This is a genomic window from Methylocystis sp. S23, assembly GCF_054106005.1.
Genome location: NZ_CM134185.1, coordinates 1151858 through 1167535 on the forward strand (window position 1 = coordinate 1151858; position 15678 = coordinate 1167535).

A 15678-nucleotide genomic window follows, 5' to 3' on the forward strand; every position below is an offset into this window, starting at 1 on the left:
CAATCCTCTGGGCGTTTGGAAATCAGGCGGCGGCGGGTTTGTCGGCCGGAGCGCCGTTCTGCTCGGCGGCGCCGTAATAATCGAGAACGAGGCGCGGCTTCGTCTTTTCGTCCTCCCAGAAGAGAAGCGTCCGCGTCACGTCGCGCACATTGGCGGTGAAGCCGGCGATCGCGATGGCGCGACGAAAAGCGGTTGAGATCTCTTCTTCGGTTTCGGCGTCGAGCAGGCGACGGAAGCGCAGCATCGACAGTTTCGCCGATTGTGCGTCCGTGATCTTCTCGCGGCCGATCTGCCGTCCGAAAGGCCGCTTGCCGTCGTCTTCCCGAATCGTGGCGAGAACCGCGGCGAGAGTCGCGACGCGCGGGAGGCGCGCGGGGGAAAGCTTCAAGGCGTGGAGCAATTGCAGCGTCGCCTCCTCGCACATCGCGTCCGTCGGCGAGGCGCGGCGCAGACGCGCGCGCGCCGCGCGGTCCTTGCCGGTTTCCTTCCGGCTCGGATGCTGGCCGGTGAGAGCCCGCCACCATTGCAGGGCGACGAAACCATGGTCGGGTTCGTCGGCGCTTTTCATCGTTTCGCTCATGTCCCCCTCTCCGCCTTCCTGCCGCCTTTGCCGGCGCCTTCGGGCGGCGGCAGTTCGAGCGCCGTGAACAGCTTCCTGCCCAGCGGCCCGTATCCCGAGAACGCGCCGACGAGCGCGCGGCGCGCCGGAACCGCGCGCTCCATTATTTTTTCGGGCATGCCGGCGAAGCTCACCGCTTCGTCGAACAAATCGACCGCGTTCTTTCGCAACGTTCGAAGCCATTGTTCGGCGAACGGCCGGAGCCCCGCGCTGTCGCCGAGCGTCTCCGCGATCTCGAACAGCTTTCTTAGTTGCGCGAAAAAGGCCTCTTCCGTGTCTTGGAAGAACCGCTCGCGCAGCGCCGCGAAGGGCGTCGCGTCGCCTTTGGCGCGCTCGCCCGCGAGCGCCATGCGCACCGCGATTCCGGCGGCGCTGGCGGAGAGATCGGCGGCCTCAACGAGACGCTTGGTGAAACCGTGCGCTTGCATGCGCGCGGCGTCGGTCGCGCCGCTTGGCAGGATGAACAGCGGCATCTGCGCTTCGACGAAGCCGCGCGCTTTCATATTGTCCATATCGTAGCCGCAGGCGATGAGCCGAGTTTCTACTACGCCGCCTCCGCGCAGCCGCTCCTGGGCCAATGCGGTCATCTTTGCGGGGCGAGATTCCTCGTCGCCGGGCCCAGCAAGTTCGGGCCAGTCACGATAGGGAACGCCGCCCGGCTGCGGGTGCACGGGCAGCCAAGGATCCTTGCCCTTCGGCCGGTAATAAGGCGACAACGGGTGCTGGAACGAGGCGTCATAGGACGCGCCCCAGGGCCGCGTGCGAAAACCCGTTACGACGACATCGTCCACCAGTCCGGTGAGCGGACAGGGCGCGCGCTCGACATTTTCTCTAAAGGCGAGACGGATGCGGCGAGGCGCTCCCCACAAGGCTTGCAGGATATGCGCGGTCCAGGGCGCGCGCTCGGCGCTGGGCGCGACAAGCCGCGCCGGTTTGCCGTCGGAGGCAAAGGTCTTCGCCAGCCAAGGGAAGACGCGGTCCCGCTCCTCCGACGGTGGGGCAAAGGTCTCGTCTTCCGGCGGCGTGTTGAGCCACAAAAGCGACCAAAGCGAATCGTCGTTGGGCGGCGCGGCGAGCGTCGTCAGCGGACCGCCTCCGCGCAGCGACGTGCGATGGCCAGCGCCGCCGGATGGCGCGAAGGTTTGCAGGGCGAACAAGGCCATCGCCGCCGCCGAGCGGGAAAGAAGCGCCACCTGCCCGCGCTTCTGGAACAGGTCTTTGTTCTCCTTGATCGTGTTGGCGCCCGGGGCGTCGATCAGAAGGGCCGAGACCGGCGTTTCCTCGGCGTCGTCGAGCGTTTCGATATCCTGCATGAAGCGCGGCCCGTCGCCGTCGAGCGCAAAGGCGCCGGCGAAAGGCGCGAAAGCTTTGTCGAGGTCGTCAGCGCCGGGCGGCTTTTCCCAATGCCGTTTCCACGCACGGTGATTATTTGCCGGCGGCGGAAAGGCCGTCGCCAGCAGACCGATCATGAATTCGCGCGACGCCGCGTCGAAATCCGGCCGTCCCCATGAAAAGGCGACGATTGGATCGTCCATATGCGTTGCAATTTCGGTCGGACGAATAAGAGATTTCGCGCCGCTGCGCCGGCGCACGGGGAGCCACGCGGCTTCCAGGAGAGAAAATGGCGGCATAAGAAATCCCGCAATGACGGGTTTTGACGAGATCAATCTGTCAATTTATACTCTCTCGAGTCGGGGCGGCGAAAACCGCCCCTATACGGGTAAGAAGGCACGCCACATGGCGATCTCCTTTCTCCGGCGCTTCTCTTGTCCGCGCGCTAACGATGGCAGGATCAGCTAATAATCCATCCCGCCAGCTCTCGCCGAGCTGGCGGGATGTTTCATTTAGTGACCGATTCGCTCGTTCTGGTCAACCGACTTGCGCCTCAGCGCTATATCACACAACTTCATCCCCGCGCATGCGGGGAACTGCTGTTCAGACGCCTGCGCGCCATGTCCCACAACGGGTCATCCCCGCGCAAGCGGAGAAGTCCTCAAATCTTTAGCCCAATCCCCGCCTTATACAAGATCTCCTTTTCCGCGCCCTTCTCACCGACCACAACTGCGCGCATGGATTCGTCGGCGAAAGGCAGGATTACCGCCTTGTCGCCATGGCTGCGCCAAATCTCTTCGAGCGCCGCAGCGGCGCGCTCCATCTCCGCAGCGCAGGCGCCGCGTCCGCTCGCCCGCGCGGCGCGGATGGAGACTTCAGACAACGCCCAGGCGCGGGCCTCCTCCGCATCGATCGCATAAGGCCGCAGCGCGCCATTGCGCCACAGCGCCAGACGAAACGTCGTCTGCGCCTCGCCGAGCCGCGTCGGCGTGTTCACGTCGTCCGACCATCCACGATGATCGGCGGCGTAGCCGCTTTTGAAGTCGAGGAGATTGAGATCGGCTTGGCCCTTCTCGCCATAAGCGCGCCCTTCCGCCGCGTCGAAATTCGGGCGCAGCGACGCGGGGATCGTTTCTTCAGCGCCCTTGCCATATACCGTCTCGATCATCCCTCGCACGCCGTCGGGCGAAAGAATGGCCCCGGCCTCGAATAGGGTCTTCGCCGTCAGCCACAGCAGCGCATGGGCCTTGTAGACATAGGCGGCGCGAGGAAAAGCTCTCGAAAACCAGTCCGCCCCCACATCCTGCGCGGGGGCGGGAGAGACGACGTGAAATTGCGGCCCGTCGATCGGCCGCGCGTCGCGCATATGACGCCACAGCCGGCCCGCGCGCTGAATGAGCAGGTCGATCGGCGCGAGATCGCTGACGATAAGGTCAAGGTCCAAATCCAGCGACTGTTCGATGACCTGCGTCGCGACGAGCACGCGCCCCGCGCGCTGCGCGGGCGTCGAACGCTTGCCGAATATCTCCAGCGCCGCTTCTTCAATCCGCAACCTGTCGCACATTGCGAAGCGGGCATGGAACAGCAGCGGCTCCAGCCCTTTCTCGCACAAGGCCTCGCAAGCCTCGATTGCGTCGTCGACGCTGTTGCGAATATAGGCGACCGCACCGCCTTGCGCCGCCGCCTCGACGATGCGCGCCAGCGCGGCGGCGCAGTCGTCGAACCGCGTCACCTTCACGCTGCGGCGCAGATCGGCGCGCGCCTCGAGCGGCGTTTCGACCGCGTCGCCGCGCAACGGAATCGACGTGATCAGCGGATAGGCGTCGGCGGAGAGCGGAACCCGGTCGCGAAAGGCGCCGCCGCGAAAAGCGCGCGCGTAAGCCTCTTTCATGCGCTTCGGCAAGGTGGCGGAGAGAATGATCGCCGACCCGCCGAGACCCGCATGGAATGAGAGCAAGCGCTCGACCTCTCGCGATACGTAGGAGTCGTAGGCATGCGCCTCGTCGATCACAAGGATCTTGCCGCTCAGACCATATTGGCGAAGCGTGGCGTATTTGGTCGGCAGAACGGCGAGAAGCGCCTGATCGATCGTGCCGACGCCGATATCGGCGAGCAAAGCCTTGCGCCGGTCATCGGCGAAAAAAGCGGCGCAACCTTCGTTCACCGTCTCTATTTCGCCAGCGACGCCTTCTTCGCTTTGCAGGGGCAGAATCGAGGCGCGAAAGCCTTCATGCAGTCGCGCGCGACCATGCGCGAGCGCGAGTGACGGCCGCTCCCCTTCCGCGAACATGCGCCGATAACACTGCGCCATGCGCGCATACATCGCATTGGCGGTGGCCATGGTCGGCAGGGCCACGAAGAGACCTTGCCCCTTGCCGGCCTGCATCATGCGCAGCGCAAGCAACAAGGCGGATTCGGTCTTGCCGGAGCCGGTAAGGTCTTCAATGAAGACCAGCATTGGCCCGCCTTCAAGCGGTCGCTCCGCGCAATGCGCCTGCGCGGCGCTCGGAGCCCATCCCCCGCCGAACAGCGCGTCGAACCGCGCCTGCGCGGCGAGCGGCGTCGGCCCCAGTCGAAGCCTCCGAACCGCGGCGAAGGCTCTTTCACGCGCGTCGTCGAGATAGGCGGCGGGCGATGAAAAGTTCAAAGGATCGCGATAGGGAAAATGCTCGGTTGAAGATCCGATCCAGTCGGCGAGCGACACGAGGCCGGATAACAGCCAACTCAAATATTTGGCGGCGGACTCGTCGATGAACGGCAGCGGCGCGATGGGCGCGCCAAAGGCGCCGAGAATCGCCTCCGCCACAAGCCGGGCGTGAGCCGCGTCGGCCGCGTCTATTAAAAGGCCGCTCGAGCCGGTGCGGTCGCATGGCTTGCCGTGATGAAAGGCGACGGGCCAGATAAGCGCCTCCTTTTCCAGAGGCTCCTGCGCCGCGTCAAAAAGCGGCGCGACAAGGTCGTTCAGTTCGCCGAGCAGCAGCCTTGCGCTTCCCGCCGCGTGGTCATAGGCCGGCATGGAAGCCCATTTCCCCAGCGCTGGCGGCCAAGCGATCTCGCTTTTCGCCTGGAAGCGCCGATCCGCCTTGCCGATATCGTGTAGCGCCGCCAATGCGGCGAGGGCCGGGACAATATTCCTCTCGGGCGCCCGGAACGTAGCCGCAATTCGCTGCGTCGAAAAACGATCTAAAGCGAGAAGCGCCTCGAAAACGGCGGACACATCCAGCGCATGGAAAACCAGCGGATGAAACGGCGGGCCAATGTAATTTGGCTTTGCTTTGCCCCAGAATCGTAAGGGGTCCATTGCGTCACGTACCAAGGTCTGTGCGTCCAGCGTCATTGGAGCTTGCCTTGCCCGAGTAGCGTCCGGGAGCGCAACCCCTGAAGCGATTTTAGCACAACGCGCCGAAAACTCGCCCGCCAAGCAGCGTGATCTTCGTGCAGCCTACAAAAGGCGGCGATAATCCTAATGGCGCCTTTACATAGACCAAGCGCATTTTCCTTGGGCAAGTCTCTCAAGGAGAACGCGCATGAACGACCTCGCATTTCTTGGCCTCAGCTTACTCCTCTTCGTCGTCGCGGCAGCCTATGCGCGCGCATGCGGCCGTCTGTAGAGGAGGCTCGCCAATGTCGGAGCCCGTCATCGGCCTGATCGTCGCCGTGCTGCTCGGCTTCTATCTCGTCTACACGCTGCTTCATCCAGAGAAATTCTAATCGGGGGGCCGGCAGCGTCCGGCTGACGCCATGACTTTTGTGGGATTGGCCCAGATCGCCATTGTCCTCGTCGCTGTTATCCTCGCGGCGATCCCGCTCGGCGGGTATATCGCCCGCGTTCTCGCCGGCGAGCGAACATTGCTATCTCCCGCGCTGACGCCCGTGGAGAGAGTCTTTTACCGCTTCGCCGGCGTCAACGCCGCGCGGGAACAAAGCTGGTTTGCCTACACGCTTGCCATGCTGGCCTTCAGCATCGTCGGCTTCGTCTCGCTATACGCCCTGCAACGGTTACAAGGCGTTCTACCGCTTAATCCGCAGGGATTCTCCAACGTTCCCGCCGACCTCGCCTTTAGCACGTCCCTAAGCTTCATCACCAACACCAACTGGCAGAACTATGGCGGCGAGACGACGATGAGCCATCTCACGCAAATGCTCGGCCTGACGGTTCATAATTTCGTTTCCGCCGCGACGGGCCTCTCCATGGCTTTCGCGCTCATCCGAGGTTTCGCGCGCTCGGAATCCGCGACGGTCGGCAATTTCTGGGTCGATCTCACGCGCGCGACGCTTTACGTGCTGCTGCCGCTCTCCATTATTTTCGCGCTTGTGCTTGTCGCGCTGGGCGTCCCGCAGACGCTTGCGGGCTCTGTCGAAGCGACGACGCTGGAAGGGGCGAAACAGATCATATCGATCGGACCCGTCGCCAGTCAGGAGGCGATCAAGGAACTCGGCACCAATGGCGGCGGCTTCTTCAACGCCAATGCCGCGCATCCTTTCGAGAACCCTAACGCCGCCTCCAATATGCTGGAGATTTTCGCGCTTCTTCTCATTCCCTTCGCGTCTGTCTTCGCCTTTGGCCGAACTGTCCTCGATCCGAGGCAGGGACGCGGGATCGCGGTCACGATGGGCATCGTGCTCGTCGCTGGCGCGCTGATCGCCTATTGGGCGGAGGCCGCTGGAAACCCCCTTCTCACAGAGATCGGCGTCGATCCGTCGCCGGGAAATATGGAAGGCAAGGAGGTGCGCTTCGGCGTCGCCGCCAGCGCGCTTTATGCGACGGCGACGACAGGAACCAGCACGGGTTCGGTCAACTCGACGCACGACTCCTTCACCCCTCTCGGCGGTCTCGTTCCGCTCTTCAACATGCTGCTTGGCTGCATATCGCCCGGCGGCGACGGCGCCGGGCTTTACGGCTTCCTCGTCCTCGCGGTGATCGCGGTCTTCGTCGCCGGACTGATGGTCGGCCGCACACCGGAATATCTCGGCAAGAAGATTGAGACGCGCGAGATGAAGCTGGCCATGATGGCCGTGCTGATCTACCCGCTCACGGTGCTCGGTTTCACCGCCGCGTCGCTGATGCTGAAGACCGGATTGGACAGTCTCGCCAACGCCGGGCCGCATGGGCTTTCGGAAGTCCTCTACGCTTTCGCCTCGACCAACGCCAATAATGGTTCGGCCTTCGCCGGCCTGACAGGCAATACGCTTTGGTACAACACAACGCTCGGCGTCGCCATGTTCGTCGGGCGTTTCCTCTTCGCCGTGCCGGTGCTGGCGCTTGCCGGCTCCTTCGCCGCCAAGAAGAAGGCGCCCGCGTCGGTCGGCACATTCCCGACGCACGGACCGCTCTTCATCGGCCTGCTGCTCGGCGTCATCATCATTATCTACCTGCTGCAATATTTCCCGGCGCTCGCGCTCGGCCCCATCATCGAGCATTTTCTCATGCACGCTGGCAAGACCTTCTAAGGAGCCGATTATGTCTTCCAAAGTCGCCGCCCCCGGCCTGTTTGACGCCGACATCATCAAGCGCGCTTGCATCGACGCCTTCGTCAAGCTCGACCCGAGAAAGCTCGCGCGCAATCCCGTCATCTTCGTCACCGAGATCGTTTCCGCCGTCGTCACCGGCTTTTTCGTCCGCGATCTCCTCGCCTATAATGGCGTGGCCTTCTTCTCCGGCCAGATCGCCGCCTGGCTCTGGTTCACGGTCCTCTTCGCAAACTTCGCCGAGGCCGTCGCCGAAGGACGCGGCAAGGCGCAGGCGGACACGCTGCGAAAGACCCGCTCGGACGCTCACGCCAAACGGCTCATTGATGCGGATGGCGCCGCCGGCATGAAAGACGTTTATCAGGGCGTTTCGGCTCTCGAGTTGAAAGTCGGCGACGTGGTTCTCGTCGAAGCCGGCGATCTCGTTCCCGGCGACGGCGAAGTCGTCGCGGGCTGCGCGTCGGTCAATGAATCGGCCATCACCGGCGAGTCGGCGCCCGTCATTCGCGAAGCTGGCGGCGACAGATCGGCGGTGACGGGCGGCACGACCGTTCTCTCCGACTGGATCAGAGTGAAGATCACCGCGGCCCCGGGCTCCACATTCATCGACAGGATGATCGCGCTCGTCGAAGGCGCGCAGCGGCAGAAGACGCCGAATGAGCTCGCATTGTCGATCCTGCTGGCGGGCCTCACCATCGTGTTTCTGATTGTCTGCGTCACGCTCTGGCCTTTGGCGTTGTATTCAGGAACCACCCTATCGATCACGGTGCTGATCGCCCTGCTCGTCTGTCTAATTCCGACGACCATCGGCGGCCTCCTGTCGGCGATCGGAATCGCGGGCATGGATCGTCTCATCCGCTTCAACGTCGTCGCGACCTCCGGACGCGCCGTGGAGGCGGCTGGCGACGTCGACACGCTGCTGCTCGACAAGACCGGCACCATCACCTTCGGCAATCGCATGGCGGACGAGTTTGTCCCCGTCGGCGGCGTGACCGAACAGGCGATGGCGGAAGCGGCGCTGCTCGCCTCTCTCGCCGACGAGACGCCGGAAGGGCGCTCCATCGTCTCGCTCGCGGCGTCGAGTTACGGCGTTGCGGCTCCCGCTCTCGGCGCAGATGCGAGCATCGTTCCCTTCTCCGCGCACACCCGCATTTCCGGGGTCGATCTGCCTGGCCGCTCGCTGCGGAAGGGCGCCGTGGACGCGATTATCGGGCAGGCCTCGTCTGTCCCGGTTGATTTCGAACGGGCGGTCGAGCGCATTTCGCGCGTGGGCGGAACGCCACTCGCTGTCGCCGAGAACGGGCGCCTGCTCGGCGTGATCCATCTCAAGGACATCATGAAGCCGGACATCAAGGCCCGCTTCGCCTCGCTGCGCGCGATGGGGATCAAGACGGTGATGGTCACGGGCGACAATCCGATCACAGCGGCCGCCATCGCCGGCGAAGCGGGCGTCGATGATTTCATCGCGCAGGCCAAGCCGGAGGACAAGCTCGCCTATATTCGCAAGGAGCAGCAGGGCGGCCGTCTCATCGCGATGTGCGGCGACGGCGCGAACGATGCGCCGGCGCTGGCGCAGGCCGATGTCGGCGTCGCCATGCAGACCGGCACGCAGGCGGCGCGGGAAGCGGGCAATATGGTCGACCTCGATAGCGATCCGACGAAGCTCATTGAGATCGTGCAGATCGGCAAGCAATTGCTGATGACGCGCGGCTCCCTGACGACCTTCTCGATCGCCAATGACGTCGCGAAATATTTCGCAATCATCCCCGCGCTATTCGTCGTCGCCTTTCCCGAGCTCGATGCGCTCAACGTCATGAAGCTGGCCTCGCCCCAGTCGGCCATCCTCTCAGCGGTCATCTTCAACGCCCTGATCATCGTCGCCCTGATTCCGCTCGCCTTGAGGGGCGTCGAATATCGGCCCGTCGGCGCGGCCGCGCTTCTGCGCCGCAATCTGCTCATTTACGGACTTGGCGGTCTCGTCGTCCCCTTCTTCGGGATCAAGGCGATCGACCTGATCGTGTCCGCGCTGCATCTCGCCTGAGGAGGCGCCCATGCTCTCTCAAATTCGTCCGGCAATCGTGATGATCCTGCTGTTCACCGCCGTCACAGGCCTGGCTTATCCTTTTGCGATCACAACCATCGCTCAGCTCGCGCTCCCGGCGCAGGCCAATGGCGGTCTGATCGAGCGCGACGGCAACGTCGTCGGCTCGGCGCTCATCGGGCAGAACTTCGTCAGCGATCGGTATTTTCACGGACGGCCTTCCGCCACCCTCGGGCCCGACCCGGCGGACCCCTCCAAGACCGTCGACGCGCCCTATAACGCGGCGAACTCAATGGGCTCCAATCTCGGACCAACATCGAGGAAACTCGTCGATCGCGTCAATGCGGCCATCGAAGCGGAGTTCGCCGCCGGACGCATCGGCATGGTCGCGGCCGACGCCGTTACGACGTCGGCCTCGGGCCTCGATCCGGACATCTCGCCGCAATACGCTCTGGCGCAAGTCTCGGCCGTTGCAAAGGCGCGAAGGCTTCCTGAGGATCGCGTCCAGGCCCTTGTTGACGAGCATATCGACAACCGCATCTTCGGCTTCGTTGGAGAGCCGCGCGTAAACGTCCTGAAGCTGAACATGGCGCTGGACGCGCTGAGATAAGATTGGAGAAGCGCCGCGCTTGAGCCTGGAAGAACGCCGCCCCGACCCTGACGCCCTTCTCGCCCTGACCGGCAAGGAGGGACAGGGGAAGCTGCGCGTCTTTCTCGGCGCCGCGCCGGGCGTGGGCAAGACTTATGCAATGCTCGCGCGCGCCCGCGCCGCGCGCGCCGAGGGGCAGGACATCGTCATCGGTCTCATCGAAACGCATGGCCGCAAAGAGACGGAGGCCTTGGCTGAGGGGCTGGAAATCCTGCCGAGGCGAAAAATAGCCTATCGCGGCCGCGTTATCGAGGAGTTCGACATCGACGCCGCCCTGGCGCGAAAGCCCAGGCTCATCGTCGTCGACGAACTCGCCCACACCAATGGGCCGGACAGCCGGCATCCGAAGCGCTGGCAGGATGTCGAAGAGCTTCTGGACGCGGGCATCGACGTCTGGAGCGCGCTCAACATTCAGCATCTAGAGAGCCTTGCGGACGTCGTCTCCAGGATCACCGGCGTCGCCGTTCGTGAGACCGTGCCCGATCGCATGCTTCAGGATGCGGCCGACGTCATTCTCGTCGACATAACGCCCGACGAACTGCTCCAGCGACTGCGGGAGGGAAAGGTCTATGTCCCCGAGACAGCGCGACGCGCGACGCAAAACTTCTTCACGCCACGCAATCTGACCGCGCTACGCGAACTGGCTCTGCGCCGCACCGCGGAGCGCGTCGACGATCAGATGGTCGCGTTCCTGCGGCAAGGCGCCATTGAAGGGCCTTGGGCGACGTCCGAGCGGCTCCTCGTTTGCGTCGGCGCTGAGGGGTCGGAGGGCGCGGTCCGGGAAGCCGCCCGTTTGGCCAGCGCCCTCAACGCCTCATGGATCGCCGCCCATGTCGAGCGGACGGGCCATGAGGCGCAATCGGCGCAAGTCGTTCGAAAGATCGACGACGCCCTTCATCTCGCCGAGCGCCTCGGGGCCGAGACCGCGCGGCTTTCCGGCGACGATCTCGCGGGCGAAATCCTTAAATTCGCACGGCAGGAAAACATCACCCAGATCGTGCTCGGCCGATCCCGCACGGGCTTTATGGGGACGCTTTTCAGGCGCTCGCTTCCGGACGAGATCGCGCGGCGGGCGAAGGATATCGCCGTGCTTCTCGCCGGCGCCGGCGAAAGCGCCCAGACGGGGCTCACATGGAAGCCGGCCAGGCCTTCCAATTTCTGGGCGGGCCTCGCCGCCGCCCTAGTCGCCGTTTTCCTGACCGTCGGCGTCGGCCTCTTGATTGATCGCTGGCTCCCCATCCCGAACATGGCGGTGATTTTTCTGCTGCCGGTGATGGTCTGCGCCATTTGGCTAGGCCTCTTCTCCGCGATCGCAGCCGCCGTTCTCTCCTTCTTCGCGTGCGACTTCTTCTTCGTCGAGCCACGCTATGGTTTCACCGTATCGGAGCCGCAGGAGTTTCTCGAACTCCTCGTTTCGCTCTCCGTCGCGACCGTCACAGGGATGCTCGCGAGCCGGATGCGCGAACAATCACAGGCGATGCGCCGCAGAGCCGAGACGGCGCAATCCCTCTTCGATTTTTCCAGGAAGCTGTCCGCCTCGACCAGCGAAGACGACATTATGTGGGTGACGACGACGCAGGTTCAAAGGGCGATGGAAGCGCCGCGCGTAGTCCTCCTCAAGCCGGACGACGGCGCGCTTTCCATCGCCGCATCATGGCCGCCGCTCGATCAACTCGACGCGGGCGAAGATGGCGCGGCCAGATGGGCGCTGGACAAGGTCGAGGCCTCCGGCTGGCGAACCGGCACGCTGCCGAATGTCCGCTTTCAATTCCGTCCGCTCGCGACGCCGCGCGGCGTCGTCGCGGTTCTTGGCGTCGAGCCAAAGCGGCGCGACGAGCCCTTCACCGGGCAGGAAGAGCACATGTTGACGGCATTGCTCGAGCAGACGGCCATCGCACTCGACAGATCCCGTCTGGTCGGCGACTCCATAAAGGCGGCGGCGCTCCAGGAGAATGAGAAATTGCGCACGACCTTGTTGGCGTCGCTCTCACATGATCTTCGCACGCCGCTGGCCTCGATCACGGCGGCGATCACCAGCCTGCGGCGACTCGGTGAGAAACTGTCGCCTGAGGACCGGCGCGATCTTATGGCGTCGATAGAGGAAGAGGCCGCGCGGCTCGGCCGCTTCATCGCCAATCTGCTCGACATGTCGCGTATCGAAGCGGGAGGCTTGGCGCCCCGCCGTGATCTCGTCGACGTTGCGGCCGTGATCCGCGACGCCGTCGAGCGCATCCGCAAAACCTACCCCGCGCAGAAGACGGCGATCAGCGTCTCTCCGGAACTTCGGCCAATCCGCGGAGACGCAAATCTTCTCGGTCAGGTCCTTTTCAACGTGCTGGATAACGCGCACAAATATGGCGGGCCGGGCGGCGCGATCGTTCATGCGCGTCGCGAGGGCGCGGAAGTTGTCATAACCGTCACTGATGAGGGGCCCGGCGTGAAAGCCTCCGATCTCGAGCGGATCTTCGAAAAATTCTACCGCGGCGGGCGCCCCGACGGACGAAAGGCCGGCACGGGTCTCGGCCTCTCCATTTGTCGCGGGCTCGTCCATGCAATGGGCGGCGAGATCATCGCGCAAAGCCCCGCGATCCGCCGGCGCGGGACGAGAATCGTCATGCGCTTTCCGGCCGCCGAGGAAGCTTAAGGCGGACCATGCGCATGAGCAGCCACAAGGTTCTCATCGTCGACGACGAACCTCAAATCCTGCGCGTTCTGCGCCCGGCTTTGACAGCTTCGGGCTATCAGGTCGTCAGCGCGACGACAGCGGCGGAAGCGTTCGACGCCTTGCGCGACGGCGTGCCGGACCTCATCATCCTCGATCTTGGCCTTCCCGACATGGATGGGAAGGAAGCGCTCCGCAAAATCCGCGTTTTCACGAATACGCCAGTCATCGTCCTATCCGCGCGGGATCGAGAGGCGGAAAAAGTCATGGCCCTGGACCTCGGGGCCGACGACTATGTCGAGAAGCCTTTCGGCATGGATGAGTTGCTGGCGCGGATGCGTACGGCGCTCCGGCGCGCCAGCACCGCCGCCGAGCCTGATCAAATCACCATTGAAGAACTCGTCATTGACGTCGGCAAGCGTCTCGTCCGCAAACGCGAGGAAACGTTGAAACTCACGCCAAAAGAGTTCGACGTTCTGGTCTTCCTCGCGAGACGCGTCGGTCGGCCCGTTTCGCATCGTGAAATCCTACGCGCCGTTTGGGGGCCGGCGCATGAGAACGACACCCAATATTTGCGGGTCTTCGTGGGACAACTCAGAGGAAAAATCGAGGACGACCCAGCGCATCCGCGCCTTTTGACGACCGAAACGGGCGTGGGATACCGGTTCGCGGACCTTCAATAAGTCAGAATCACTGACGTCCGCTAATTGGCGCAATTGCAGACAAGATCCGTGTTTTGTCGCAGCGCGACGTGGGGGCGGCGAGGACGCAGTGGAGGCGCTCGACATGGCCCGTCGGGGAGGGGGCCGGTATTCCTACTCACACTGTGCGTCTCGCTTCTCTCTTTGATCCAGATAAGCAATTGATTGGCGCAGCTGTCGTTGTTGCGACCGCTTTAATTTTGATCCTCGCTCTATGCCTACCGCCGTGCGCTCGCCCTCATAAGTCCTCGCCACCAACTCAAGCTCGTGGTCAAACGAACGCAGAGAGACTTCCGCGCTTGGATTTCCCGGTTGCACGCGGATGCGCGCCCGTGCGTCTCTGTCGATCGAAAATTGCGGAAGAGAATGGTACCGCCACCCCGGCTCGAACGGGGGACCCCCAGATCCACAATCTGGTGCTCTAACCAACTGAGCTATGGCGGCCCGAAGCGGCGCGAAACTATTCGCAAGCGCAGTGGATTGCAAGCGTTCCCGCGCGCGGGCTCGAAACTCCCCTTTGGACGGGCTTTTGCGTGGCGGATTACGCTTTGCTTCGCGGCGCGAGCGCCCTTTCGCCGAGCCGCACCAGCGCGGCGCGCAGGCGCGCCTCCTCCACGCCCTCGGTCGCCGCCTCGGCTCGGGCGCGGGCGGCGGGGTCGGCGGGGGCCGGGCGGGGGCGCTTTTTCCCGGCAGGGGCCGCAAGCGCCTGCTGCCGCAAGGTCAGGCGGGCGACGCAGCGCCAGCCGAGATGCGCGTTGACCCGCTCGACGATCGCCGGGCCCATGTGCTGAATTTCAAGCCCGAAGCCCGGCTCGACGCGCAGGACGAGCGTCGCCGGCTCCTGGGGCTTGTGGGGGGAAGGCTTGCGCGCGCGGGCCGGCCATTGCAGCCGCTCGGGGGCGCAGATCTCGGCGATGCGCGCGCCCACGATCTCGCGCCATTGCATGAGGAGAGACGCCTCGCCAAAGCCCTGCCTGGCCACGAGCGGATCGAGCTCGCGAAGCACATATTCGGCGAGCGGGCGGGCGAAGACGCCTTTTCCACGCGGCGCGACGCTCATGCGGCTTCTTCCCTCCCCTACGCCCTTGCCCGCGGGGCCGAGAGGCCCGTAAAGCTGAGCGCCGATGATAAAGCCTCCCGCCGAGCGGCGAAAGCTCGGCCCCGCCCTCCTCGCCTGGTACGACGCGCATCGCCGCGACCTGCCCTGGCGCGCGCCGCCCGGCGCGCGGGCGGATCCTTACGCCGTCTGGCTCTCCGAGATCATGCTGCAGCAGACCGGCGTCGCAACGGTCAAGGGATATTTCGAACGATTCCTCGCGCGCTGGCCCACGGTGGAGGCGCTGGCGGCGGCGCCGCTCGACGACGTGCTCGCGGCCTGGGCGGGGCTCGGCTATTACGCCCGCGCCCGCAACCTCCACGCCTGCGCGGGCAGGGTCGCGCGCGATCACGCCGGGCGCTTTCCGGAAGCCGAGGAGGAGCTGCTCGCGCTGCCGGGCGTCGGACCCTATACGGCGGCGGCGATCGCGGCCATCGCTTTCGAAAAGCCCTGCGCGGCGGTCGACGGCAATGTCGAGCGCGTGATGGCGCGCCTTCACGCCATCGAGACGCCGGCGCGGCAGGCGAAGTCGCGCATCCGCGAAAAGGTCGAGGCGCTCCTGCCGCCCGCCCGCGCCGGGGATTTCGCGCAGGCGCTGATGGATCTCGGCGCGACGGTCTGCACGCCCCGCGCGCCCACCTGCGGCGCATGCCCATGGGCCGCCGGCTGCGCCGCCTTCGCCGCGCAGGCGCAGGAAGCCTATCCGGTCAAGGCGCAAAAGGCCGAGAAGCCCAGGCGGCGCGGCGCGATCTTCATCTTGAGGCGCGGCGAGGAGACGCTGCTGAGCCGCCGCCCGGAGAAGGGGCTTTTCGGGGGGATGAGCGCTTTTCCCGCGACGCCTTTCACACGCGACGTCGGGCCCGAGGAATGGCTGGCCTTCGCGCCCTGTGAAGCGGACTGGCGCGCTTTGCCGGAACCGGTCGCGCATGTCTTTACCCATTTCGCGCTTACGGCCACGGTCTTCGTCGCGCGGGCCGGCGCAAGGACGCCGCTCGCTTCCAATTGCCGCTGGGCGGCGCGGCGCAATCTAGATAGAGAAGGGCTGCCCACCCTGATGCGCAAGGCCGCCTCGCTGGCTGGGCTCATTTGACCATCGGCGGAGAGGGCGA

Annotated in this window: 11 protein-coding genes and 1 tRNA gene; 7 read left to right on the forward strand and 5 right to left on the reverse strand. The window is 64.7% G+C overall.

Translation table 11 applies throughout. From position 1 onward, the window contains the following. Positions 1-22: 22 nt before the first annotated feature. The 3 genes from casB to cas3 form a co-directional block, all read right to left on the reverse strand. Entirely contained in the window at positions 23-580 is a 558-nt protein-coding gene (gene casB / locus ACV7JP_RS05855) for a type I-E CRISPR-associated protein Cse2/CasB (RefSeq protein WP_457798284.1), read from the reverse strand. Further along, positions 577-2250, reverse strand: a complete 1674-nt coding sequence (gene casA, locus ACV7JP_RS05860) for a type I-E CRISPR-associated protein Cse1/CasA (RefSeq protein WP_457798285.1) — start codon at positions 2248-2250, stop codon at positions 577-579. Before casA ends, casB begins: the two co-directional genes overlap by 4 nt. A 362-nt stretch (positions 2251-2612) precedes the next feature. Beyond that, positions 2613-5288, reverse strand: coding sequence for a CRISPR-associated helicase Cas3' (gene cas3, locus ACV7JP_RS05865; RefSeq protein ID WP_457798286.1), 2676 nt, complete (start codon positions 5286-5288; stop codon positions 2613-2615). A gap of 248 nt (positions 5289-5536) precedes the next feature. On the opposite strand from cas3, the gene kdpF reads away from it, so the two are divergent. From kdpF to ACV7JP_RS05895, 6 genes are read left to right on the forward strand one after another with little or no spacing between them, the layout of a single operon-like run. Continuing rightward, positions 5537-5662 carry a K(+)-transporting ATPase subunit F gene (kdpF, locus tag ACV7JP_RS05870; RefSeq protein ID WP_457798287.1) on the forward strand — a complete coding sequence of 42 codons (126 nt, stop codon included), beginning with the start codon at positions 5537-5539 and terminating at the stop codon, positions 5660-5662. A gap of 30 nt (positions 5663-5692) precedes the next feature. Next, positions 5693-7402, forward strand: a complete 1710-nt coding sequence (kdpA, locus tag ACV7JP_RS05875; RefSeq protein ID WP_457798288.1) for a potassium-transporting ATPase subunit KdpA — start codon at positions 5693-5695, stop codon at positions 7400-7402. A gap of 10 nt (positions 7403-7412) precedes the next feature. Beyond that, positions 7413-9461 carry a potassium-transporting ATPase subunit KdpB gene (gene kdpB / locus ACV7JP_RS05880; protein ID WP_457798289.1) on the forward strand — a complete coding sequence of 683 codons (2049 nt, stop codon included), beginning with the start codon at positions 7413-7415 and terminating at the stop codon, positions 9459-9461. A 10-nt stretch (positions 9462-9471) separates the two neighbouring features. Beyond that, positions 9472-10071 carry a potassium-transporting ATPase subunit KdpC gene (gene kdpC, locus ACV7JP_RS05885; RefSeq protein WP_457798290.1) on the forward strand — a complete coding sequence of 200 codons (600 nt, stop codon included), beginning with the start codon at positions 9472-9474 and terminating at the stop codon, positions 10069-10071. A gap of 19 nt (positions 10072-10090) precedes the next feature. Next, positions 10091-12754, forward strand: coding sequence for a DUF4118 domain-containing protein (locus tag ACV7JP_RS05890; protein WP_457798291.1), 2664 nt, complete (start codon positions 10091-10093; stop codon positions 12752-12754). Positions 12755-12768: 14 nt separating this feature from the next. Beyond that, positions 12769-13455, forward strand: coding sequence for a response regulator (locus tag ACV7JP_RS05895; RefSeq protein WP_457798292.1), 687 nt, complete (start codon positions 12769-12771; stop codon positions 13453-13455). A gap of 385 nt (positions 13456-13840) precedes the next feature. Here ACV7JP_RS05895 and ACV7JP_RS05900 read toward each other — a convergent pair. Both ACV7JP_RS05900 and ACV7JP_RS05905 read right to left on the reverse strand, forming a co-directional pair. Then, a tRNA-His gene (locus ACV7JP_RS05900) sits at positions 13841-13917 on the reverse strand. A 97-nt stretch (positions 13918-14014) separates the two neighbouring features. Continuing rightward, a complete protein-coding gene (locus ACV7JP_RS05905; RefSeq protein WP_457798293.1) occupies positions 14015-14533 on the reverse strand; it encodes a DUF721 domain-containing protein in 519 nt (172 codons plus the stop codon). 64 nt (positions 14534-14597) lie between these two features. Here ACV7JP_RS05905 and mutY point away from each other — a divergent pair, with 64 nt between their 5' ends. Then, positions 14598-15659, forward strand: coding sequence for an A/G-specific adenine glycosylase (mutY, locus tag ACV7JP_RS05910; protein WP_457798294.1), 1062 nt, complete (start codon positions 14598-14600; stop codon positions 15657-15659). Positions 15660-15678: the final 19 nt, after the last annotated feature.

Coding starts and splice junctions, on each gene's coding strand:
- cas3 (WP_457798286.1), bottom strand. CDS start 5,288: ATGACGCTGGACGCACAGACCTTGGTACGTGACGCAATGGACCCCTTA.
- ACV7JP_RS05895 (WP_457798292.1), top strand. CDS start 12,769: ATGAGCAGCCACAAGGTTCTCATCGTCGACGACGAACCTCAAATCCTG.
- kdpC (WP_457798290.1), top strand. CDS start 9,472: ATGCTCTCTCAAATTCGTCCGGCAATCGTGATGATCCTGCTGTTCACC.
- mutY (WP_457798294.1), top strand. CDS start 14,598: ATGATAAAGCCTCCCGCCGAGCGGCGAAAGCTCGGCCCCGCCCTCCTC.
- casB (WP_457798284.1), bottom strand. CDS start 580: ATGAGCGAAACGATGAAAAGCGCCGACGAACCCGACCATGGTTTCGTC.
- kdpA (WP_457798288.1), top strand. CDS start 5,693: ATGACTTTTGTGGGATTGGCCCAGATCGCCATTGTCCTCGTCGCTGTT.
- kdpF (WP_457798287.1), top strand. CDS start 5,537: ATGCGCGCGCATGCGGCCGTCTGTAGAGGAGGCTCGCCAATGTCGGAG.
- kdpB (WP_457798289.1), top strand. CDS start 7,413: ATGTCTTCCAAAGTCGCCGCCCCCGGCCTGTTTGACGCCGACATCATC.
- ACV7JP_RS05905 (WP_457798293.1), bottom strand. CDS start 14,533: ATGAGCGTCGCGCCGCGTGGAAAAGGCGTCTTCGCCCGCCCGCTCGCC.
- casA (WP_457798285.1), bottom strand. CDS start 2,250: ATGCCGCCATTTTCTCTCCTGGAAGCCGCGTGGCTCCCCGTGCGCCGG.